The sequence below is a fragment of the Streptomyces sp. CWNU-52B genome, from assembly GCF_047444975.1.
Classification (GTDB): Bacteria; Actinomycetota; Actinomycetes; order Streptomycetales; family Streptomycetaceae; genus Streptomyces.
In genome coordinates this window covers 296,751-316,661 of sequence record NZ_JBLFJV010000008.1, presented here as the reverse complement: position 1 = coordinate 316,661, position 19,911 = coordinate 296,751, and the positions used below count along the sequence as shown (strand labels likewise).

18 protein-coding genes are annotated in these 19,911 nt (G+C 71.9%); 5 read left to right on the top strand and 13 right to left on the bottom strand.

Annotated features, from left to right (window positions below):
• Window positions 1-19: 19 nt before the first annotated feature.
• On the bottom strand, window positions 20-1,372 hold the full coding sequence (locus ACLVWQ_RS12320; RefSeq protein WP_414108447.1) for an MFS transporter: 1,353 nt from the start codon (window positions 1,370-1,372) through the stop codon (window positions 20-22).
• Window positions 1,373-1,443: 71 nt separating this feature from the next.
• On the opposite strand from ACLVWQ_RS12320, the gene ACLVWQ_RS12315 reads away from it, so the two are divergent.
• Window positions 1,444-2,433, top strand: a complete 990-nt coding sequence (locus ACLVWQ_RS12315; RefSeq protein ID WP_414108446.1) for a GlxA family transcriptional regulator — start codon at window positions 1,444-1,446, stop codon at window positions 2,431-2,433.
• Window positions 2,434-2,456: 23 nt separating this feature from the next.
• Here the strand turns inward: ACLVWQ_RS12315 and ACLVWQ_RS12310 are convergent, their stop codons facing one another.
• The 5 genes from ACLVWQ_RS12310 to ACLVWQ_RS12290 form a co-directional block, all read right to left on the bottom strand.
• The gene (locus tag ACLVWQ_RS12310) at window positions 2,457-2,975 is read right to left on the bottom strand and encodes a DUF1203 domain-containing protein (RefSeq protein WP_414108444.1); all 519 of its coding nucleotides are present in this window, start codon (window positions 2,973-2,975) and stop codon (window positions 2,457-2,459) included.
• Window positions 2,976-3,068: 93 nt separating this feature from the next.
• Window positions 3,069-4,280, bottom strand: a complete 1,212-nt coding sequence (locus ACLVWQ_RS12305; RefSeq protein ID WP_414108443.1) for an FAD-dependent oxidoreductase — start codon at window positions 4,278-4,280, stop codon at window positions 3,069-3,071.
• Window positions 4,281-4,508: 228 nt separating this feature from the next.
• A complete protein-coding gene (locus ACLVWQ_RS12300) occupies window positions 4,509-5,558 on the bottom strand; it encodes a Zn-dependent alcohol dehydrogenase (protein WP_414108441.1) in 1,050 nt (349 codons plus the stop codon).
• Between the two features lie 39 nt (window positions 5,559-5,597).
• On the bottom strand, window positions 5,598-6,752 hold the full coding sequence (locus ACLVWQ_RS12295; protein ID WP_414108440.1) for an acyl-CoA dehydrogenase family protein: 1,155 nt from the start codon (window positions 6,750-6,752) through the stop codon (window positions 5,598-5,600).
• Between the two features lie 116 nt (window positions 6,753-6,868).
• Window positions 6,869-7,777 (bottom strand): SDR family oxidoreductase, encoded by a 909-nt coding sequence (locus ACLVWQ_RS12290; RefSeq protein WP_414108439.1) that lies wholly within the window; start codon window positions 7,775-7,777, stop codon window positions 6,869-6,871.
• Window positions 7,778-7,873: 96 nt separating this feature from the next.
• On the opposite strand from ACLVWQ_RS12290, the gene ACLVWQ_RS12285 reads away from it, so the two are divergent.
• Window positions 7,874-8,800: a cyclase family protein gene (locus ACLVWQ_RS12285; protein WP_414108437.1), complete on the top strand. Its 927-nt coding sequence runs from the start codon at window positions 7,874-7,876 to the stop codon at window positions 8,798-8,800.
• Window positions 8,801-9,298: 498 nt separating this feature from the next.
• Here the strand turns inward: ACLVWQ_RS12285 and ACLVWQ_RS12280 are convergent, their stop codons facing one another.
• The 4 genes from ACLVWQ_RS12280 to ACLVWQ_RS12265 all read right to left on the bottom strand — a co-directional run bounded on the left by ACLVWQ_RS12280 (window position 9,299) and on the right by ACLVWQ_RS12265 (window position 13,745).
• Window positions 9,299-9,973 carry an ATP-binding protein gene (locus tag ACLVWQ_RS12280; protein ID WP_414108483.1) on the bottom strand — a complete coding sequence of 225 codons (675 nt, stop codon included), beginning with the start codon at window positions 9,971-9,973 and terminating at the stop codon, window positions 9,299-9,301.
• A gap of 514 nt (window positions 9,974-10,487) precedes the next feature.
• A complete protein-coding gene (locus tag ACLVWQ_RS12275) occupies window positions 10,488-11,381 on the bottom strand; it encodes an acyl-CoA dehydrogenase family protein (protein WP_414108436.1) in 894 nt (297 codons plus the stop codon).
• A 4-nt stretch (window positions 11,382-11,385) separates the two neighbouring features.
• Entirely contained in the window at window positions 11,386-12,540 is a 1,155-nt protein-coding gene (locus ACLVWQ_RS12270) for an acyl-CoA dehydrogenase family protein (RefSeq protein ID WP_414108434.1), read from the bottom strand.
• A complete protein-coding gene (locus ACLVWQ_RS12265; protein WP_414108433.1) occupies window positions 12,540-13,745 on the bottom strand; it encodes an amidohydrolase family protein in 1,206 nt (401 codons plus the stop codon). Before ACLVWQ_RS12265 ends, ACLVWQ_RS12270 begins: the two co-directional genes overlap by 1 nt.
• A 179-nt stretch (window positions 13,746-13,924) precedes the next feature.
• Between ACLVWQ_RS12265 and ACLVWQ_RS12260 the strand changes: the two genes are divergently transcribed.
• Window positions 13,925-15,445, top strand: a complete 1,521-nt coding sequence (locus ACLVWQ_RS12260) for a class I adenylate-forming enzyme family protein (RefSeq protein WP_414108431.1) — start codon at window positions 13,925-13,927, stop codon at window positions 15,443-15,445.
• Here ACLVWQ_RS12260 and ACLVWQ_RS12255 read toward each other — a convergent pair.
• Complete coding sequence (locus tag ACLVWQ_RS12255; protein ID WP_414108430.1) at window positions 15,424-15,936, bottom strand: EF-hand domain-containing protein; 513 nt, start codon at window positions 15,934-15,936, stop codon at window positions 15,424-15,426. The genes ACLVWQ_RS12260 and ACLVWQ_RS12255 overlap by 22 nt on opposite strands.
• A gap of 163 nt (window positions 15,937-16,099) precedes the next feature.
• Window positions 16,100-16,474, bottom strand: a complete 375-nt coding sequence (locus ACLVWQ_RS12250; protein ID WP_414108429.1) for an STAS domain-containing protein — start codon at window positions 16,472-16,474, stop codon at window positions 16,100-16,102.
• A 400-nt stretch (window positions 16,475-16,874) separates the two neighbouring features.
• On the opposite strand from ACLVWQ_RS12250, the gene ACLVWQ_RS12245 reads away from it, so the two are divergent.
• Both ACLVWQ_RS12245 and ACLVWQ_RS12240 read left to right on the top strand, forming a co-directional pair.
• The gene (locus ACLVWQ_RS12245; RefSeq protein WP_414108428.1) at window positions 16,875-17,456 is read left to right on the top strand and encodes a sigma-70 family RNA polymerase sigma factor; all 582 of its coding nucleotides are present in this window, start codon (window positions 16,875-16,877) and stop codon (window positions 17,454-17,456) included.
• Window positions 17,453-18,706 (top strand): zf-HC2 domain-containing protein, encoded by a 1,254-nt coding sequence (locus ACLVWQ_RS12240; protein ID WP_414108427.1) that lies wholly within the window; start codon window positions 17,453-17,455, stop codon window positions 18,704-18,706. The genes ACLVWQ_RS12245 and ACLVWQ_RS12240 overlap by 4 nt, the downstream gene beginning before the upstream one ends.
• 311 nt (window positions 18,707-19,017) lie before the next feature.
• On the opposite strand, the gene purU is transcribed toward ACLVWQ_RS12240, so the two are convergent.
• Complete coding sequence (gene purU / locus ACLVWQ_RS12235) at window positions 19,018-19,869, bottom strand: formyltetrahydrofolate deformylase (RefSeq protein WP_414108425.1); 852 nt, start codon at window positions 19,867-19,869, stop codon at window positions 19,018-19,020.
• Between the last annotated feature and the right edge of the window lie 42 nt (window positions 19,870-19,911).

Here is a 19,911-nt window from a genome sequence, read left to right as displayed (position 1 = left end):
CCCGGCGCCACGCGCCACCTCACACGGCCACCGCTCCCGGCGGCACCGGCCGGCGTCGCCGGATCACCAGTGCCATCAGCGCCGCCGCCGCGCACAGCGCCCCCGACGCGTACCACATCACGTCGTACGAGCCGAAGGTGTCGCGGGCGACGCCGCCCAGGAAGGCCACGAGGGCCGCGCCGACCTGGTGGGAGGCGAGGACCCAGCCGAAGACGATCGCGCTGTCGTCGCCGAACTGGTCGCGGCACAGGGCGATCGTGGGCGGGACCGTGGCGACCCAGTCCAGGCCGTAGAAGACGATGAAGAAGACCATCGGCGGGTGGACCGAGGGGGCCAGGAGGAGGGGGAGGAAGAGAAGGGAGATGCCGCGCAGGGCGTAGTACACCGCCAGCAGGCGGCGCGGGTCGAAGCGGTCCGTGAACCAGCCGGAGGCGATCGTGCCGACCACGTCGAAGACACCGATCACCGCGAGCAGCGAGGCCGCCGCCGTGATCGGCATGCCGTGGTCGTGGGCCGCGGGCACGAAGTGGGTCTGGACCAGGCCGTTGGTCGAGGCGCCGCAGATCGCGAACGTCCCCGCGAGCAGCCAGAAGGGTCCGGTGCGCGCGGCGGAGACGAGGACCTTGACGGTGCGGCGCGCCGCTCCCGGTACCGGCGCCGGCTTCTCGACGAACCGCTCCGCTCCGTACGGCGCCAGGCCCACGTCCGCCGGGTGGTCGCGCAGCAGCAGCCAGACGAACGGCACGACCGCGAGCGCCGCCAGCGACACCGTCACGGCGGCCGGGCGCCAGTCGTGCTCCGAGACGATCCAGGACAGCACCGGCAGGAAGATCAGCTGACCGGAGGCCGAGGCGGCGGTGAGGATGCCGGTGACGAGGCCGCGCCGCTCGGTGAACCAGCGGTTGGTGACGGTCGCGGCGAAGGCGAGGGCCATCGAGCCCGAGCCGAGCCCCACGAGCAGCCCCCAGCACAGCAGCAGCTGCCACGCGGCGGTCATCCACACCGTGGCGCCCGAGCCGATCGCGATCACGAGCAGGGCGAGCGCGACGACCCGCCGGATCCCGAACCGGTCCATCAGCGCGGCGGCGAACGGCGCCGTCAGCCCGTACAGCGCGAGGTTGACGGAGACCGCGAGGCCGATCGTGCCCCGCGACCAGTCGAATTCCTCGTGCAACGGGTCGATCAGCAGGCCAGGCAGCGAGCGGAAGGCCGCCGCGCCGATGATCGTCACGAAGGTGACGGCCGCCACGAACCACGCCCGGTGCACGCGGTGCCCCCGGCGTACGCGCGTGCGCCGCCCGCGGCGTCCGGCTCCGGAGTCCTGCGCGGATGCCTTGCCGGTATCAGCCGCGGCATCGGTTGTCTGTGTCACGTCAACGAGCTTGCGCCCTGCCCCTCCCCCGAACGAGTGGCCCGAAGGACACCATTGAATAGGATCGGGCCATGGGTACGCACGTGACGCACAAGCCGCTCCGCCGGCACCGTGTCGTCGTCCTCGCCCTGGACGGCCTCCTCCCCTTCGAACTGGGCATCCCGCAGCGCATCTTCGGACGCGCCCGGGACGCGAAGGGCCGGGACCTGTACGAGATCGTCACCTGCTCGGTCCGGCCGCCCGGCCCGGTCGAGACGGACGCCGACTTCTCCGTGCTGGTGGAGAACGGGCCCGAGGCGCTGGCCACCGCCGACACCGTCGTCATCCCCGCCTTCTACGAGTTCGGCCCGGTCCACGACCAGGGCGTGCTCACAGACGAGCTGGCCGCGGCCCTCGCCCTGATCCGGCCGGGCACCCGGCTCGTCTCCATCTGCACGGGCGGGTACGTCCTCGCCGCCGCCGGTCTGCTCGACGGGCGCCCGGCGACCACGCACTGGGCGTCCGCCGAGCACTTCCAGCGGACCTTCCCGAAGGTGCGGGTCGACGCCGACGTGCTGTTCATCGACGACGGGGACATCCTGACCTCCGCCGGTGTCGCGGCCGGCATCGACCTGTGCGTCCACATCGTGCGCCGCGACCACGGGACGGCCGTCGCCAACGAGGTGGCCCGCCGCACGGTCGTACCGCCGCACCGTGACGGCGGGCAGGCGCAGTACGTCCAACGGCCCGTGCCCGAACCGCGGTCGGCCACCACGACCGCCGCCCGCGCCTGGGCGCTGGGCCGGCTGCACGAGCCGATCCAGCTGCGGGACATGGCCGCGCGGGAGGCGATGTCGGTACGGACGTTCACGCGGCGGTTCCGGGAGGAGGCCGGGATCAGCCCCGGGCAGTGGCTCACCCAGCAGCGGGTCGAAAGGGCCCGCCACCTCCTCGAATCCACCGAGCTGTCCATCGACCAGGTCGCCCGGGACGCCGGCTTCGGCACGGCCCAGTCGATGCGCCAGCATCTCCAGTCCACCCTGGGGGTCACCCCGACGTCGTACCGCCGCACGTTCCGCTGAACGGTGCGAACGGTGCCGGGCGGCTACCGCTCCTCGGCGCCGGGCCGTCGCACCTCGAAGTGGAAGCAGCCGTACTCCAGCGCCCGGACGTGCACGAGCACCACCTCCGGGTCGCTGAACGCGTCGTCGAAGGCCGCGTCGAAGCCGGCCGTGGTGTCGACCGGGATCTCCAGCAGGCGGCCACCGGCGATCCGGCCCCGGGCGTCGTAGCGGCGCACGGTACGCAGGGCGCCCGGCCGGTCGAAGGGGTAGGTCTCGCCGGGCACGAACCCGCCGCAGTCGTCGGCGTGGATGAAGACGGGCCCCTGTTCGTCGTACGCCCCCGGACGCGCGCCCTTCGAGGCGGCCCAGCGCCGCAGCGGGGCGTACGAGACGAGGGCGATCCGTTCGCCGAGCCTGATGGGACGCAGACAGCAGCGCGGCGGGGAGCCTTCGTCGTCGCGGGTCGCGAGGTACGGGACGCAGGGGCGGCCCGCGTCGTCGGTGATCCGCAGTTCCTTGAGGGTGGCTGTGTCGACGGGGAGCACGGTGTACCTGGTCATGCGCCCATGCTGGCTCGACGCGCCTGCGCCCGCTGGCGGGAAACGGACGTCGCGTCGGGCGACGGCGGGCGCCGTCGGCCGCCGTCGCCCGCGTCAGGAGCGATCGAACAGGCTGACCACGCTCCGTGGTGCCTCGCTGCCGAAGAAGGTCTCCAGGTTCTTCGCCGACCGGCCGGCGGCGTCACCGCCCCGCAGGAACAGCCGCTCCTCGTACGCGGCGAGCGCGGCCTCGACGTCGGGTCGCGCCACCAACTCGCCCGCCAGGTCGGCACCGTCGTACATGGCGAGGTTCGCGCCCTCGCCTGCGAAGGGCGACATCAGATGCGCGGCGTCGCCGACGAGCGTCACGCCGGGCACCCGCTCCCAGGTGAGCCCGACGGGCAGGGCGTAGATGGGCCGGAGCCACGGCTCCGCGTCGCTCCGGGTCACCAAGGCGGTCAGCAGCGGCGACCAGCCGTCGAACTCGGCGGCGAGTCGCCGCAGGCCCGCGGACGGGTCGCTGAAGTCGATCGACCTCATCCACCCCTCCGGCTTGTTCAGCGCCACGTATCCGCGCACCCGCCCGTCGGCGTAGCGGTGGGCGATGATGCCCTTGCCCGGCGCGACCGCCATCAGCGTGCCGTCGCCGATCGCGGCCACGCTCGCCCGGCGGTCCTGGCCGTACTGGCCGTCCAAGGCGTCCGGAGCATCAGGGGCGTCCGGGGAGAAGGCGATCTCGGTGAAGCAGGTGCCGCTGTAGAGCGGCTCGGCGGGGGTGAGCAGCGCGCGCACCGTCGACCAGGAACCGTCCGCGCCGACGACGAGGTCGGCCCGCGTGGCGGAACCGTCCGCGAAGCCGAGGTCGTAGCCGCCCGCCACCCGGTGCCGGACCGAGGCGAGCTTGTGGCCCCACCTGATCGTCCCGGGCGCCAGCGAGTCGATGAGCAGGCGCCTGAGTTCGCCGCGGTCCACCTCCGGACGGGCCGAAGCGGGGTCCCCGGGCAGGTCGAACAGGACCGTGCCGTGGCGGTCGACCACACGCTTGGCGTCCTCACCCGGGCGGACCAGGGTGAGGAACTCGTCGTGGAGACCGGCCGCACGGAGCGCGACCTGTCCGGTCTCCACGTGCATGTCGAGCAGGCCGCCCTGCGCACGGGCCGTCGCCGACGCCTCGCCCTCGTAGACCGTCGCGGCGACACCGTGCGTCTGAAGCACCCGGGCGAGCGTCAGCCCGCCCAGTCCCGCTCCGACAACGGCGACGGCAGTGTCGGTGGAAGTGGCAAGGGCAGTGGCAGGGGCAGGGGCAGGGGCAGGGGTCTTCTGCATGATGCGCTCCTCTGTCGCGCCGGCACGCGGCGGCGGTGGTAAGCGCCGAGAGCGGACGGGACGCCCGGTCTCGGCAAGGAGACGCTCACCGATCAGAACCCTCTGCATCGATGTACGAGCGATGTCCGGCGGGTGGGCCCGCGGAACATCGTTTTTCGCGACCTTGTGACTATAACGCGCCCCGTCCGGACCGGCCCGGCGCCGACGCCGGAGAGGGCCACGGGACGGTCAGAACGTCAGGACCGCCCGTGCCACCCGCCCCGCCCCCGCGTCCGCCGCCGCCTTCTCGAAGTCCTCCACCGGGTACGTCTCCGTCACCAGCTCGTCCAGCAGTAGCCGGCCCTCGCGGTACAGGTCCGCGTACAGCGCGATGTCCCGCTGCGGCCGCGAGGACCCGTACCGGCAGCCCAGGATCGACTTGTCCAGATACATCGACGAGACGAGGAAGGACGCCTCGGCGTCGGCGGGCGGCACCCCGAGCAGCACCGCCTGCCCGTGCCGGTCGAGCAGGTCGACGGCCTGCCGTACGAGTTCCACCCTGCCCACGCACTCGAAGACGTGGTCGGCGCCGGTCGGCAGGATGTCCCGTACCCCCTGCGTGGAGGTGAGGAAGTGCCCGGCCCCGAACCGCCGCGCCACTCCCTCCTTCGCCGGATTCGAGTCCACCGCGACCACCGTGAGCGCCCCGGCGAGCCGCGCGCCCTGGATCACGTTGAGCCCGATCCCGCCCGTGCCGATGACGACCACGCTGTCCCCGCGGTCCACCCGCGCCCGGTTCAGCACGGCCCCGACGCCCGTCAGCACCCCGCAGCCGATCAGGGCGGCCGACGCCAGCGGGATGTCCTTCGGGATCCGTACCGCCTGGACGGCCTTCACCACCGTCCGTTCCGCGAAGGCGGAGTTGGACGCGAACTGGTAGAGCGGCCGCCCGGCCCGTACGAACGGCCGCTGCGGCATCCCGATCGCCTTGCGGCACATGGTGGGCCGCCCCCGGTCGCACTGCGCGCACGTACCGCAGTTCGCGAGCGTGGACAGGGAGACGTGATCGCCGGGCTCGACGTGGGTGACGCCCGCGCCCACCTCGGCCACGACTCCCGCGCCCTCGTGGCCGAGCACCACGGGTACGGGGAAGGGGATGGTCCCGTCCACCACGGACAGGTCGCTGTGGCACAGCCCCGCCGCCGACACCGCGACCAGCACCTCGCCAGGGCCCGGGTCCCGTACCTCCAGGTCGTCCACCACCTGGGTCTGCCCGCCGTCGAAGATCACGCCCCGCATGCCGCCCCCACCTTCTTCCACCAGCTCGTCGCACCCATCTCAGCCCTTCGCCTCCCTGGGAAGGCCGAGCACGCGCTCGGCGATGATCGTGCGCTGGATCTCGTCCGAACCGCCGTAGATCGTGTCGGCCCGGCTGAAGAGGAACAGGTGCTGGAGCGCGTCGAGTTCGTACGGCGCCGCGTCCGTCCAGTCCGCCGGCCCCACCGCGGCGCCCGCACCCCGTACCCGCATCGCCAGTTCACCCAGCCGCTGGTGCCACCCGCCCCACAGCAGCTTGGCCGCGCTGGGGGCACCCCGGTCGGCCGAACTCCCCAGGGTGCGCAGCGCGTTCCACCGCATGGTGCGCAACTCGGCCCACTGGCGCACGAGCAGCTCCCGTACGACCGGGTCGTCCACCGCGCCCGTGGCGACGGCCGCCTCCACGACCCGCGTCAACTCCTGTGCGAAGCCGATCTGCTGGGCCAGGGTGGAGACGCCCCGCTCGAAACCGAGCAGGCTCATCGCGACCTGCCAGCCGTCGCCCTCGCCGCCGACGAGATGCTCCGCGCGGGCGTACGCCCCGTCGAAGAAGACCTCGTTGAACTCGCTGGTCCCGGTCATCTGCCGGATCGGCCGTACGTCGATCCGGCCGGGCTGGTCCATGGGTACGAGCAGGAAGCTGAGCCCGCGATGCCTGCGGGACCCCGCCTCCGTACGCGCCAGCACGAAGCACCAGTCCGCCTCGTGCGCGAGCGAGGTCCAGATCTTCTGCCCGCTGATCCGGTAGCCACCCGCGCCGCCGTCCCGCACGGCCTCCGTGCGGATGCCCGCGAGGTCGGACCCCGCCCCCGGTTCGCTGTAGCCCTGGCACCAGAGTTCGTCACCGGAGGCGATCGGCGGCAGGAAGCGCGCCTTCTGCTCCTGGCTGCCGTGGGCGATGAGCGTGGGGGCGAAGAGGTTCTCCCCGATGTGCCCGCTGCGGGCGGGCGCCCTGGACCGCGCGTACTCCTCGGCCCACACCACCTGCCGGCTGAGCCCGACCGCCCGGTTCCCGTACCCCTCCTCCCGCCACCCGAGCCCGATCCACCCGCCCTTGCCGAGCGTCCGTTCCCAGCTCCGGCGGTCTCCCGAACCGGCCCCCGGAACGTGCTCCGCGAGCCAGCCCCGCACTTCCGACCGAAACGCCGAGTCCTCCGACGTGACCTCGAAATCCAAGGTGCCCTCCCACTGCCCTCTTTTTTGGGGGCGCGGGGCTGTGACATCTGCGGCTCCGCCGCGTGGGCGCGACCAGCACCCCAGCCAACCCGCACCCGCAAGACTCCGACCAGCCCCTACCGCGCCCCCTTCGCAACGCGTGCCGCCCGCTCCATCTCCTCCACCCGCGCCAGCAACGGCATGGGATCCACCCCCACCGTCCCCGGCAGGAAGTCCGCGATCCGCTCCGGCGTCCACCGCCCCTCCGCGTACCCGGAACGGAGTTCCCTCGGTTGCGCCCACACCGCGATCTTCGGCCCCGCGATCGTGTACACCTGCCCGGTGATCCGCTCCTCGCGGGCCCGCTCGGAGAGCAGGTAGACCACCAGTGCGGCCACGTCCTCGGGCTCGCCGATCTCCGTCAGCTCCATCGGCACGTTCGCCGACATGCGCGTACGGGCGACCGGCGCGACCGCGTTCGCCGTGACCCCGTACTTGTGGAGCCCGAGCGCGGCGCTCCGCACGAGCGAGATGATCCCGCCCTTCGCGGCGCTGTAGTTGGCCTGCGAGACGGACCCCTGGTGGTTGCCGCTGGTGAACCCGATCAGGGTCCCGGACCCCTGCCGGCGCATGACGGCGGACGCAGCGCGGAACACGGTGAACGTGCCCTTCAGATGTGTGGCGAGCACCGGGTCCCACTCGTCCTCGGACATGTTGAAGAGCATCCGTTCACGCAGGATCCCGGCCACGCAGACGACGCCGTCGAGGTGCCCGTACGTCTCCAGGGCCGTGTCGACGATCCGCTGTCCGCCCGCCATGGTGGAGATGTCGTCGGCCACGGCGACCGCTTCCCCGCCGGTCTCCCCGATCTCCTTGACCACGGCGTCGGCCACCGAACTCGTCGGCTCCGAGCCCTCGATGGACACCCCGTAGTCGTTGACGACGACCCGCGCGCCCTCGGCCGCCGCCGCCAGTGCCACCGCGCGTCCGATGCCCCGGCCCGCCCCGGTCACGGCGATGACCTTGTCCGCCAAGAAGTTCCCCACGCCCCGGCCCCTTCCCGCAGTTTCTGACGGTCCGTTAGATTTGACTCCGATTCTACGACCCGTCAGATACCTGGAGACAAGCCCCGGGGAGCACCCATGTCACTACCGGCCGAGTTCCACGAGATCGCCAAGCGCGTGAACAACTGGGGGCGTTGGGGTGCCGAGGACGAGATCGGCACGCTGAACCTGATCACCGACGAGGTCGTCCGCGCGGCCGCCGCGAGCGTCCGCACCGGGCGGCGCGTGCCGCTCGCGCTACCGCTCCGGCAGGACGGCGTACAGACGGGGATGATCCCGGGCCGGGTCGATCCGCTGCACACGATGGTGCAGATCAACCAGGAGCTGTTCGGTCCGGGCACGGTCGCGTGCAGCGACGACGTCGTGACGATGGGCCTCCAGGCGGCCACCCACTGGGACGCGCTCACCCACGCCTCGCACTCGGGGAAGCTCTACAACGGCCGCCCCGCCGACACGATCACGGCCCACGGGGGCGCCCGGTTCAGCGGCATCGACAAGCCCCGGCACATCGTCTCGCGCGGCGTCCTGCTGGACGTGGCCCGCGCGCTCGGGACGGAGCGCCTGGACGGCGGGCACGCGGTGACCCCGGAGGACCTCGAAGCGGCCGAGGAACTGGGCGGGACGAAGGTGGGTCCGGGCGACATCGTCCTCGTACGCACCGGTCAGATCCAGCTCTGCCTCGCGGGCGACAAGCAGGCGTACGCCTTCCCGTCCCCCGGTCTGTCCGTGCGCACTCCGGAGTGGTTCCACGCCCGCGATGTCGCGGCGGTCGCGAACGACACCCTCACCTTTGAGATATTTCCTCCTGAAATAGCGGACTTGTGGCTGGGTGTCCATGCCCTCGACCTGGTCGAAATGGGCATGCTCCAGGGTCAGAACTGGAATCTCGAAGAGTTGTCCACAGCCTGTGGAGAACTCGGCCGTTACGCGTTCCTGCTGTCGGCGATGCCCGAACCCTTCGTCGGCGGCACCGGCACCCCCGTGGCCCCGGTCGCGATCCTCTGACGAGCGCGGAGGTACGAGAGGGGCAGGAGCGGGCGGGAAGGAGCAGGAGGGGCGAAGAAGGGCCGACAGGGGTCGCCGAGGGCCGGCTGACGGCGCGTTTCCCTCACTCGCGGCCGCGCGTCGCCATCCGGCTCTCCGACGCGCCCGCTCCTGGCCCCGCAGAAGCCGACGCCCACCGCGATCCGCGCTCGCCGAGGGCCCCGTCACCGAGTCCTCGACGTCCCCTCACAACGAATCACCGAACACGAGCGTGACGAAACGGACACGCTACGTCAACGCCTGTTCGGGGATTTATGCCCTAAGTACCCTTTGTGAGCACCGTGGAAGGAAGCACGACCCGGCGCACTCGACAGCGCAGGACGCCCGGACCTCCGGCTCCGTGCCACCCGTGCGCCAGCGGGCGCGTCCGCATTCGAGCGCCCGCTCCCGCGCGTCGCACCACCCCGCACTCCGTCCGCCCCGCGCGTCACAGGGCCTCGTACGACCGACCCCGGCGCACTACACGGCCTCGTACGCCCGGTCCCCGTACGCGGTCGGAGCCACCTGGCGGCCCTTCGCGACCCCGGCCGATTCGACTCCCTCGACCTCTTCGGCCTCTTCGGCCCCTTCAGTCGCTCCGACCACCTCGGCCGCCTGACCCGTCTCGCCCGTCTCGGCGGCCGGTGAACAGCGGTCCACCTCGCACCAGATGCGCTTGCCCGCGTCCTCGGTGGCCCAGCCCCACCGGTCGGCGAGGCAGTCGACGAGGGCGAGGCCCCGGCCGTTGGTCTCGTCGCCGTCCGCGCAGCGCGGGAGCGGGGCCCGGGTGCTGGCGTCGAGCACTTCCAGCCGGACGGTCGCGACGGCCGCGCCGGCCGCGACCGCCTCGCGGACGGCCCGCTCACCGGCCGGCCGCCCGGCCGTTCGCCCGGCCGCCCGTTCGGACGTCGGCCCCGCTGCCGGCCCCGCTGCCGGTCCCGCCGCCGGTCCGGGCGCCGTGTCCGGCATCAGCAGACGCAGGACGGCGGGGCGGCCCGTGTGCACCACGGCGTTGGTGACCAGCTCCGAGACGAGCAGGATCAGCGTCTCCGCCAGTGGCTCATCGGCCTCTATCCCGGAGCCCATGAGCCGCGAACGGGCCCACCTTCTGGCTCTCCCCACCTCCGCGGGGTCGGGCCGGATCTCCAGCTGCACTTGAAGCACCTGCACCGCTCACACCATCCGAACCGGCGGACACATCGCCTCGCGCCTCGCAAGGGCCACGATCGTGGTCAGAAAAGGGTTCACGGAACGTGATGCCCTCGCGAGACAGCATGGTTGACGTACAGTCACCCCAACAAGCGCTTCGGGCATATTCCAGCGCGAAGGAGTACGCGTACGGCATACTGTGCGACGCTCGCCACGGGGAGTCGAACAGGCAGGAACGCTCCTGCCCCTTGCCTCGCGAGCGGCGCGCACCGCCGGATCCGGGGCTGCCCCGGGGGCAACACCGTGATGGCCCGGCCTCAGAACCACTCGCATCCCACACAAGGTACCGGAGCCTTGGGCCGACTCCAGGCCGTGACGAGTCACGCCTGGGACACAACGCCGTATCGGCGTTCGGCCGTTCCGGTATGCCACGTTCCGTGACCTCCGTCCCCTCCGGCCCGTTCCGGCGTGCCACGATCGGCGGCGGCCGGCGGCGCTCCGGACGGCGGGTCCGCGTCCCTCAGCGCGCCGCCGGAGCCAGCAGATCCTGGGCGAGAGCCTCCTCGGCCGCCGCGGCGCCCGTCCCGCGGCGAGCCCTCGACCAGGCCCGTTTCAGGTGGAGGTGCACCTCCGACTCCCAGGTGAACCCCATGCCGCCGTGCACCTGGAGGCAGTCGCGGGCCCCGCGTCCGGCGGCCTCGTCGGCCAGCAGCCGGGCCGCCGCGATGTCGAGCGGATCGCGCGTGACGGCCGCCGCGTACACCGCCGCGCGGGCCACTTCCACCCGCACCAGCATCTCCGAGCACAGATGTTTCACCGCCTGGAATGACCCGATCGGCTGACCGAACTGCTCACGTGTCCGGGCGTGTTGCACGGCCAGCGCGCAGGTCCGCGCGGCCGAGCCGAGCTGCTCGGCGGCGGTCAGCAGTTCGGCCACCGGATCGGGGGGCGCGGCCCGGGGCACCCGGTGCAGCGGCGTCAGCGGGTCGGCCGAGCGCAGGGCGACGGCGCCCGTCACATCGCCGCGTACGACGTCCGCGGCGGCCAGCCACTCGACGAGGTCGCCGTCGACGGCCGCCACGACGCACTCGCCGGTGGCCGCTCCGGGCACCTCTCCGGCCGCGAGGTGGGTGGCCACCAGCGGTCCGGGCAGCAGCGCCCGGCCGGCCTCCTCGAAGGCGAGCACCGCCTCGGGCAGCCCGAGGCCGACCCCGCCCCGCGCCTCGGGCAGCCGCAGCGCGAAGAACCCCGCCTCGCCCAACTCACGCCAGAGCACCCGATCGAGCCCCGTTGCCCCCTCGTGTCGGTCCCGGTCCACGGCGGCCCGCAACCGCTCCCGCCCGAACCGCCGCACCAGCAGCTCGCGCACCCCGGCCCGCAAGGCGCGCTGGTCGTCGGTGAGTTGGAAGTCCATCCGGTCACCGTCCTCTCGGGAGGCCCAGGATGCGCTCGGCCACGATGTTGCGCTGGATCTGCGAGGTGCCGGCCGCGATGGTGTACGAGAGCGACGACAGCCGGTCCACCGTCCACGGTCTGTCCAGGTCGAGCCCCTCGGGCCCGAGCACCTCGGCCGCCGCGTCGTACAGCTCCTGCCGCGCCTGCGAGTACCGCAGCTTGAAGACCGAACCCCCGACACCCGGCACGCCGCCCGTCCGCTCGGACTCGCTCACGTTCCACTGGGTGAGCCGCCACAGCGCACGGAACTCGGCGTTCAGCCTGCCGAGCCTGCGGCGCAGCGGCACATCGTCCCAGCGGCCGTTCTTCCGCGCCTCGCGGGCCACTTCGCCGAGCACCCGCCGGCAGGCCACCACCTCGCCCACGAAGGCGGTGCCGCGTTCGAAGGAGAGGGTCACCATGGTCACGCGCCAGCCGTCGTTCTCCTCGCCGACCCGGTTGGCGACGGGCACCCGGACCTCGTCGAGGAAGACCTCGGCGAACTCGGCGGAACCGGCGAGGGTGCGCAGCGGCCGTACCGAGATCCCCGGCGCGTCCATCGGCATCGCGAGCCACGAGATCCCCCGGTGTTTGGGGGCATCGGCGTCGGTCCGCACCAACAGCTCGCACCAGTCGGCGACTTCGGCGTGCGAGGTCCAGATCTTGGACCCGCTCACCACGTAGTCGTCGCCGTCCCGCCGCGCCCGGGTGCGCAGGGCCGCCAGGTCGGAGCCGGCGTCCGGCTCGCTGAACCCCTGGCACCAGACCTCCTCGCCGCGCAGCACGGGCGGCAGCCAGCGCGCCCGCTGGGCGGCGGTGCCCTCGGCCGCGACGGTCGGCCCGGCGTGCAGCAGCCCGACGAAGTTGGCGCCCACGTAGGGGGCGCCCGCCTTCTCCGTCTCCTCCAGGAAGATCAGGTGCCGGGTCGGGGTGGCGCCCCGGCCGCCCGCGTCGACGGGCCAGTGCAGTCCCGCGTACCCGGCGTCGTACAGCCTGCGCTGCCACCCGAGGTCGTACGCGCGCCGGCCGGGCCAGTCGTCGGGTGAGGGCGCCGGGGGCAGCCCGGGGAGCACCTCGGCGAGCCACTTCCTCAGCCCGGCCCTGAACTCCTCGTCCTCGGGCGTGTACGAGAGGTCCATCAGCCGGCGCGGTGTCCGTCGAGGTCCAGGTCCAGCATGCGGATGGCGTTGCCGCGCATCAGCTTGTAGACCGTCTCGTCGTCGAGGCCCTTCACATGGTCGAGGGCGACCTCCTTGGTGTGCGGGAAGGTCGAGTCGACGTGCGGGTAGTCGGTCTCGAAGGTCGCGTTGTCCCGCCCGACCACGTCCAGCGAGGCGACCCCGTGCTTGTCGCGGAAGAAGCAGCAGAAGATCTGCCGGTAGTAGTAGGTGGACGGCGGCTCGGGGATCAGGTCCCTGACGCCGCCCCAGGCCCGGTGCTCCTCCCACACGTCGTCGGCACGCTCAAGGGCGTACGGGATCCAGCCCATCTGCCCCTCGGAGTAGGCGAGTTTGAGCCGGGGGAACTTCACGAGCACCCCGCTGAACAGGAAGTCCATCATCGAGGCCATGGCGTTGTTGAAGCTGAGCGAGGCCTGGACGGCGGGCGGCGCGTCCGGCGAGGCGGCGGGCATCTGGCTGCTGCTGCCGATGTGCATGTTGACGACCGTGCCGGTCTCCTGGCAGACCGCGAAGAACGGGTCCCAGTAGCCGGAGTGGATGGACGGCAGCCCCAGATGGGTGGGGATCTCGGAGAAGGTGACGGCCTTCACGCCCCGAGCCGCGTTGCGCCGTATCTCGGCGACGGCGAGGTCGATGTCCCAGAGCGGGATGATGCACAGCGGGATCAGCCGGCCCCCGCTGCCCCCGCACCACTCCTCGACCATGAAGTCGTTGTACGCGCGCACGCAGGCGAGCGCGACCTCCTTGTCGTGGGCCTCGGCGAAGGTCTGCCCGCAGAACCGCGGGAAGGTCGGGAAGCACAGGCTCCCCTCCACGTGGTTGGCGTCCATGTCCTTGAGCCGCTCGACGGGGTCCCAGCAGCCGGGCCGCATCTCCTCGCGGGTGATGCCCTCCAGGGTCATCTCGTCCCGGTCGAAGCCGACGGCGGCGATGTTGCGCTTGTACGGGAACTTCAGGTCCTCGTAGATCCACCAGTCGGTCGGCGGCCCGTCCGGGTCCATCGTGATCCGGTACTTGCCCGCCACGTAGGCCAGTTCGCCGATGCCGGCGGTCAGCGGCTTGGGGCCGCGGTCCCGGTACTTGCTCGGCAGCCAGGTCTCGAAGAGGTGCGCGGGTTCGATCACGTGGTCGTCGACGCTGATGATGCGGGGCAGTTCGGTCATGGGTCCCCTCCGTCTTGCCAACCAGGAGTATCTGACGGACCGTCAGTTATAGCCTCCCCAGAAGGCTAGCCCCGCACCCCTGGACCGACAAGGCATGGAGCCCTACGCTCTCCAGCCGAACTGACTGCCCGTCAGCTACCGGCTGTCCGGCGGTGAGGAGTGCCGTGAGGAGTACGGACATGACGACGGACACCGCACACGAACTGGGCGCCTCCCGCACCTTCTGGGAGCTGATCGAACGCCGCGCCGCGCTCACCCCGGACCGCCCCGTCCTCTTCCAGGACGACCGCACGCTGACCTTCGAGGAGCTGCGCGCGGGCGCCGAGAGGACCGCGGCGGGCCTGCACGCCATGGGCGTACGCCCCTCGACGGTGGTGGCCTGGCAGCTGCCCACCCGCATCGAGACGGTCGTCCTCGCGACGGCCCTGACCCGACTCGGGGCGGTGCAGTCCCCGGTGATCCCCTTCTACCGGGACCGCGAAGTCGCCTTCGCCGTACGGGAGTCGAAGGCGTCCCACTTCGCCGTACCCGGAACGTGGCGCGGCTTCGACCACACGACGATGGCGAAGCGCATCGAGGCACCGGGCGTCTTCGAGGCGTACGACGCACTCCCCTCGGGAGACCCGTCGACCCTCCCCCCGCCCCCCACCAGCGGCACGGACGTGCGCTGGATCTACTGGACCTCGGGGACGACGTCCGACCCCAAGGGCGTGCTGCACACGGACCGTTCGCTGATCGCCGGGGGCGCCTGCCTGGCCCACGCGCTGCACCTGTCGCCCGAGGACGTCGGCTCGATCGCGTTCCCCTTCGCGCACATAGGCGGCCCCGACTACCTGGTCATGCTGCTGCTGTACGGGTTCCCGGCGGTCCTCTTCGAGAAGTTCGCGCTGCCGCACGCCCTGGCGGGGTTCCGCGAGCGCGGGGTGACGGTGGCGGGCGGTTCCACGGCGTTCTACTCGATGTTCCTGGCCGAGCAGCGCAAACAGCCGGATACGAGGCTCATCCCCTCGCTGCGCCTCCTCGCGGGCGGCGGGGCCCCGAAGCCGCCCGAGCTGCACCACGCGGTGGTACGCGAGATGGGGGTACGGCTGACCCACGGTTACGGCATGACGGAGGTCCCCATGATCACCATGGGCTCGCCCGACGACTCCGAGGAGGACCTCGCGACGACGGAGGGAAGGCCGCCGCAGGGCATGGAGATCCGGATCGTCGACGGCGAGGTGCGGCTGCGCGGCGAGGCGGTCTGCCGGGGCTATCTGGACCCGGCGCAGACGGCCGGGGCCTTCGACGAGGACGGCTTCCTGATCACCGGGGACCTCGGGCATCTCACCGGCAGCGGCCATCTGGTCCTGACGGGCCGCCTGAAGGACGTCATCATCCGCAAGGGCGAGAACATCTCGGCCAAGGAGATAGAGGACCTGCTCCACCGCCATCCGGCCGTCGGCGACGTGGCGGTGATCGGCCTGCCGGACGCGGAACGGGGCGAACGGGTCTGCGCGGTGGTCGAGACGAGCGAACAGCCGCCCGGGACCCCGCCGCTGACCCTGTCCGCCCTCTCCGCCCATCTGCGCGCGGAAGGACTGTCCCCGCACAAGCTGCCGGAGCAACTGGAGCTGGTGGACGCCCTTCCGCGCAACGAGGCCCTGCGGAAGGTGCTCAAGTACAAGCTGCGGGAGCGCTACTCGGGGACGGTGAAGTAGCGGGCGAAGGCGCTCACGATCTCCGGCTCGGTGACGAGCCCGTCCGTGTCCGCGTCGAGCGCGCCGGCCGAGGCGGCGGCCACCTCCGCGGGCACACCGAGCGCCCGCAGGATGCGGGTGGTCTCGTCGACGGTCACGGAGCCGTCCCCGTCGCTGTCGGCGACGGCGACGGCCGCGTCCAGGAAGGGGCGGGCGATCTCGGCGAACCGGTCGGGGTTGTCCCGCAGCCGCTTGACGGCTCCGTTCACGAACTCCTCGCGGGTGATCCGCTGGTCACCGTCCCGGTCCGCTATGCCGGCCATGCCCTGCCAGAAGGCCTCCGCGCCGATGTAGAGGGCCTGGCCCCTGTCCGACCTGGCCGTCGTGCCGAACTCGGCGAGCAGCGCCTTGGTCGCCGCGTTGAAGTCCTCACGGTCGATATAGCCGTTGCCGTCCTGGTCGAAGGTGGCGAACCGGGCGGCGATCTTCCGCTCGTACTCGGTACTGACCATGTCTTTCGAGCCGCCTTACATCACGGGGGTGCGTCTGGCAGGGAGCGTACGACGACCGGGCGCTCCGGGGAGCGGGAAAACGACGCTTGTGCCAAGACCGGGAAAATTCCGCGACAACGACATCACCGGTGCCACGGAAAGATCTTCCCCCACGTGACGGGAATCACGCCGACAGGGAACCCGCCTTGTCGTCGACGGCGGCGTCGACATCGGGATACACGTCGAAGAGCCGGCGCACCCCGAGCGCCCCGAGGACCCGGTTGACGTGGGAACCGTCGACCGCACCCTGGGCGGGCAGGATCAGCCGGAGGCGGCCCTGGCAGGAGCGGATCAGCCGGCGGCCCGCGATCAGCACCCCCACCCCGCTGGAGTCGCAGAACAGCACCTCGGAGAGGTCCAGGACGACATCGTGCCGCCCGTCGGCCACGGCGCTGTGCATGCGCTGCCGCAGCACGGGCGAGGTGACCAGATCCATCTCACCCGCGACCCGCACGACGGCCCAGCCGCTCTGTTCGCCTTCGGTCACCCTGAGCGTCACGCGTCTGTCCCTCGCTCGACGATGTCGGACCCGGACGGTCCGGTCGCGGCCGGACCCGGAAACGGAAGCAACTGCTCAGCTTCCCTGGTGCGTGGCTGCTGCCCCACCCCTCCCACCATGAAACACGGAATGCCGAATCGAAACGTGCCCCAGGTGGGCTGATCCGGTCGACATCGCTCCACTTCGACCACCATCGATCACACCATTCCGGACACCCCAGCGCACACAGCGAACCCCTCCCGGGCGGGCCCATACCATCCGAGCGCCCTCCGGGGGCGCGCATTGACACAAAGGGGCGTGCGCCGTCACGGGTGCCGACTACATTCAAGAGGAGGCCGGAGAGGAGAATCCGGTGGACACAGGCACAGGCGCACAGCACGGACAGGGGTGAGGGGGCCGGATGGCCAAGAGGGACGCGCCGCCCCGCCGGGACCGCAAGATGCAGCAGCGGCTCGCACGAGGGGAGGCTGCCGCACTCGGTGAGCTCTATGACCGATTCGCTTCACTCGTGCACGGTCTCGCTCATCGCGTGCTCGGAGATGAGCACGCGGCCGACGGCATCACCCGCGAGGTCTTCACCCACATCTGGGAGAACCCCGAGTCGTACGACCCCAAGCAAGGCCCCCTGCGCTCCTGGGTCGCCACGCTGACCCACCGCCTCGCCGTCCAGCGCCTGCGCACCACGGAGACCGCCGCGCTCACCCACGACGGCACCCACGACACCGACGAACTGGAACGCAGGGTCCGCCGCGCCTCGGTGGCCGCCCGCGCCGACTACATCGTCACGTCCATGCCGACCCCGCTGCGCGCCGCCCTTGACCTCGCCTACTTCGAGCGCCGCGACTACCGCCAGACCGCCGCCGACCTGGGCGTCACGGAGGACGAGGCGCGCCGCCGCCTGCGCCTGGGCCTCCAGCTCCTGTCCACGGCGCACGACGCCGGCCCCTCCGGGACGCCGCCGGACCACGGGGGTACCCGGTGAACAGCGCGAACCCCTTCCCGTACGAGGAAGACCCGGAGGAGCACGGCCCCCGGAACCCGCACCGGACCCCCGACGAGCCCCCGCGCATACCCACACCCCGCACATCGGTGGAGGACACGGACCGCCCCCTGCCCACCGCACCCCTGGTCCTCGAACACCGGGTCCTCAAGGCCCTGCTCGGTGCCTGGGCGCTGGCGGCCTGCTCCCCCGAGGAGACGGCGGCGGTCGAGGACCACCTCGGCGACTGCGGTGCCTGCGCCGACGAGGCCCTGCGCCTGCGCGAGGCCGTGGGCCTCCTGCACCCGCCGGAGAGCCTCGACCTGGACCCGGCCCTGCGCACCCGCGTACTGGAGGCCTGCCTGGGCCGCCGCCCGCCCCGGATCCCGGTCCCCTCCTGGGCGACTCCGTACGACGCCGAGACCGCCCGCCTGGACGCCCTGCTCCAGGACATCGGCGACGTGGAGTGGCACGCCCCGGTCCGGCTGCGCTGGTTCGACGGCGACAAACAGACGACCCGGCGCACCACCGTCGCCGGGGTGATCGCCCACCTCCTGGCCGTGGACGGCCTCGTCGCCGTCACCCTCGGCCTGGACGACCCGCTGGAACGCACAGCCGAGACCACGCCGTCGGCCCGCACCGAGGCCTTCTGGCGCGCCGGCCACGTCCCGCCGACCCGTTCCGTACGCGGCCCGTGGCGTGAGCAGGCCCACAACCTCGTCCGCACGACGGCCTTCGCGGGCGGCGGCTCCGGCCGGCTGCCCGTCACGTACGGCGACTTCGAACTCCCGCTGCGGGACTCGATGCTGGACCGCGCCTTCGAGACCTGGGTCCACGCGGAAGACATCGCGGACGCGGTCGACTACCCCTACGAACCGCCCTCGCCCCGCCATCTGCACGCCATGATCGACCTGGGCGCCCGGCTGCTCCCCTCGGCCCTGGCCGCCCGCCGCCGAGCGGGCCTGGCGGCCCCGGCCCTGCCCCGCCCCCCGGTCCCGGCCGGCGTCCCCGGCCGCAGCCTCCGCCTGGAGATCGAGGGCCTGGGCGGCGGGGAGTGGCTCATCCCGCTCGACGCCCCCGGCACCCTGGCCTCCCCCGACCACGAAGTGGCGCACGTGGCCCTGGACGGCGTGGAGTTCTGCCAGCTGGCAGCGGGCCACGTACCTCCGGAGGAGGCGGCGGCGGGCCAGGTGGGAGACCGAGAGGCGATCAGAGACGTCCTGTTCGCGGCGGCATCACTGAGCCGCATGTAGCAGCCCCGGCACCCGGCAGGACGATACGAGCCGGCACCAGCGGAACGACGCGAGCCAATGAGCATGCGGGGCCACGATCCTCCGCAGCCGCGAGAGAACGGCAGGGGGCCGGGGCGACGTGTCCGCCCGCAGCGGATGGCGCGTCCGCACCGGTCCCTGCAGAAACGGCTCGGTCGCGCCAGACCGAGGACGGACATGTCGCCCCGGCCCCCGACCCCACCCCCGGCAGGCGCCCCGAGGCAACCCGTCAGCGCCGCACACACCTCAGCGCCCGACACACTTCGGCGCACCTCGGCACACCTCAGCGCACCTCAGTCGAAGACGACGGTCCGCAGCCCGTTCAACAGGATCCGCCGCTCGGCATGCCACTTCACGGCCCGCGCCAGCGCCTGGCACTCCACGTCACGCCCCACGGCGACCAGCTGCTCCGGCGTGACCTGGTGGCCCACGCGCTCGACCTCCTGCTCGATGATCGGCCCCTCGTCGAGGTCGGCCGTCACATAGTGCGCGGTCGCACCGATCAGCTTCACCCCACGCACATGCGCCTGGTGATAAGGCTTCGCACCCTTGAAGCTCGGCAGGAACGAGTGGTGGATGTTGATGATCCGCCCGCTCAGCTGCTTGCAGAAGTCGTCGGACAGCACCTGCATGTACCGCGCGAGCACCACCAGCTCCACGCCCTGCTCCCGCACCAGCTCAAGCACTCGCGCCTCGGCCTGCGCCTTGGTGTCCTTGGTGACCGGAACATGCCGGAACGGCACACCGTACGAGGCCACGAGCTCGGCGAAGTCCGGATGGTTGGACACCACGGCCGCGATCTCGACCGGCAGCGCCCCGGTCCGCGCCCGGAACAGCAGATCGTTCAGGCAGTGCCCGAACTTGCTGACCATCAGCACGACCCGCATCTTGTCCCCGGCCCGGTGGATCTGCCAGTCCATCTGGAAGGAGTCACCGACCGCCGCGAAGCTCGCCCGCAGCTTCTCCACCGTCACCGGCGCCTGAGCCGAGAAGTGGACCCGCATGAAGAACAGCCCCGTGTCGTGGTCACCGAACTGCTGACTGTCCTCGATGTTGCACCCGGTCATGAAGAGATAACTCGACACGGCGTGCACGATGCCCTGCTTGTCGGGGCAGGAAAGCGTCAGGACGTACTGCTCAGTCATGCCGCCAGGGTCCCATAAAGGACCCCGCGCCCAAGCGCCCCG

Coding starts and splice junctions, on each gene's coding strand:
- ACLVWQ_RS12315 (WP_414108446.1), top strand. CDS start 1,444: ATGGGTACGCACGTGACGCACAAGCCGCTCCGCCGGCACCGTGTCGTC.
- ACLVWQ_RS12310 (WP_414108444.1), bottom strand. CDS start 2,975: ATGACCAGGTACACCGTGCTCCCCGTCGACACAGCCACCCTCAAGGAA.
- ACLVWQ_RS12305 (WP_414108443.1), bottom strand. CDS start 4,280: ATGCAGAAGACCCCTGCCCCTGCCCCTGCCCCTGCCACTGCCCTTGCC.
- ACLVWQ_RS12300 (WP_414108441.1), bottom strand. CDS start 5,558: ATGCGGGGCGTGATCTTCGACGGCGGGCAGACCCAGGTGGTGGACGAC.
- ACLVWQ_RS12285 (WP_414108437.1), top strand. CDS start 7,874: ATGTCACTACCGGCCGAGTTCCACGAGATCGCCAAGCGCGTGAACAAC.
- ACLVWQ_RS12275 (WP_414108436.1), bottom strand. CDS start 11,381: ATGGACTTCCAACTCACCGACGACCAGCGCGCCTTGCGGGCCGGGGTG.
- ACLVWQ_RS12270 (WP_414108434.1), bottom strand. CDS start 12,540: ATGGACCTCTCGTACACGCCCGAGGACGAGGAGTTCAGGGCCGGGCTG.
- ACLVWQ_RS12265 (WP_414108433.1), bottom strand. CDS start 13,745: ATGACCGAACTGCCCCGCATCATCAGCGTCGACGACCACGTGATCGAA.
- ACLVWQ_RS12260 (WP_414108431.1), top strand. CDS start 13,925: ATGACGACGGACACCGCACACGAACTGGGCGCCTCCCGCACCTTCTGG.
- ACLVWQ_RS12255 (WP_414108430.1), bottom strand. CDS start 15,936: ATGGTCAGTACCGAGTACGAGCGGAAGATCGCCGCCCGGTTCGCCACC.
- ACLVWQ_RS12245 (WP_414108428.1), top strand. CDS start 16,875: ATGGCCAAGAGGGACGCGCCGCCCCGCCGGGACCGCAAGATGCAGCAG.
- purU (WP_414108425.1), bottom strand. CDS start 19,869: ATGACTGAGCAGTACGTCCTGACGCTTTCCTGCCCCGACAAGCAGGGC.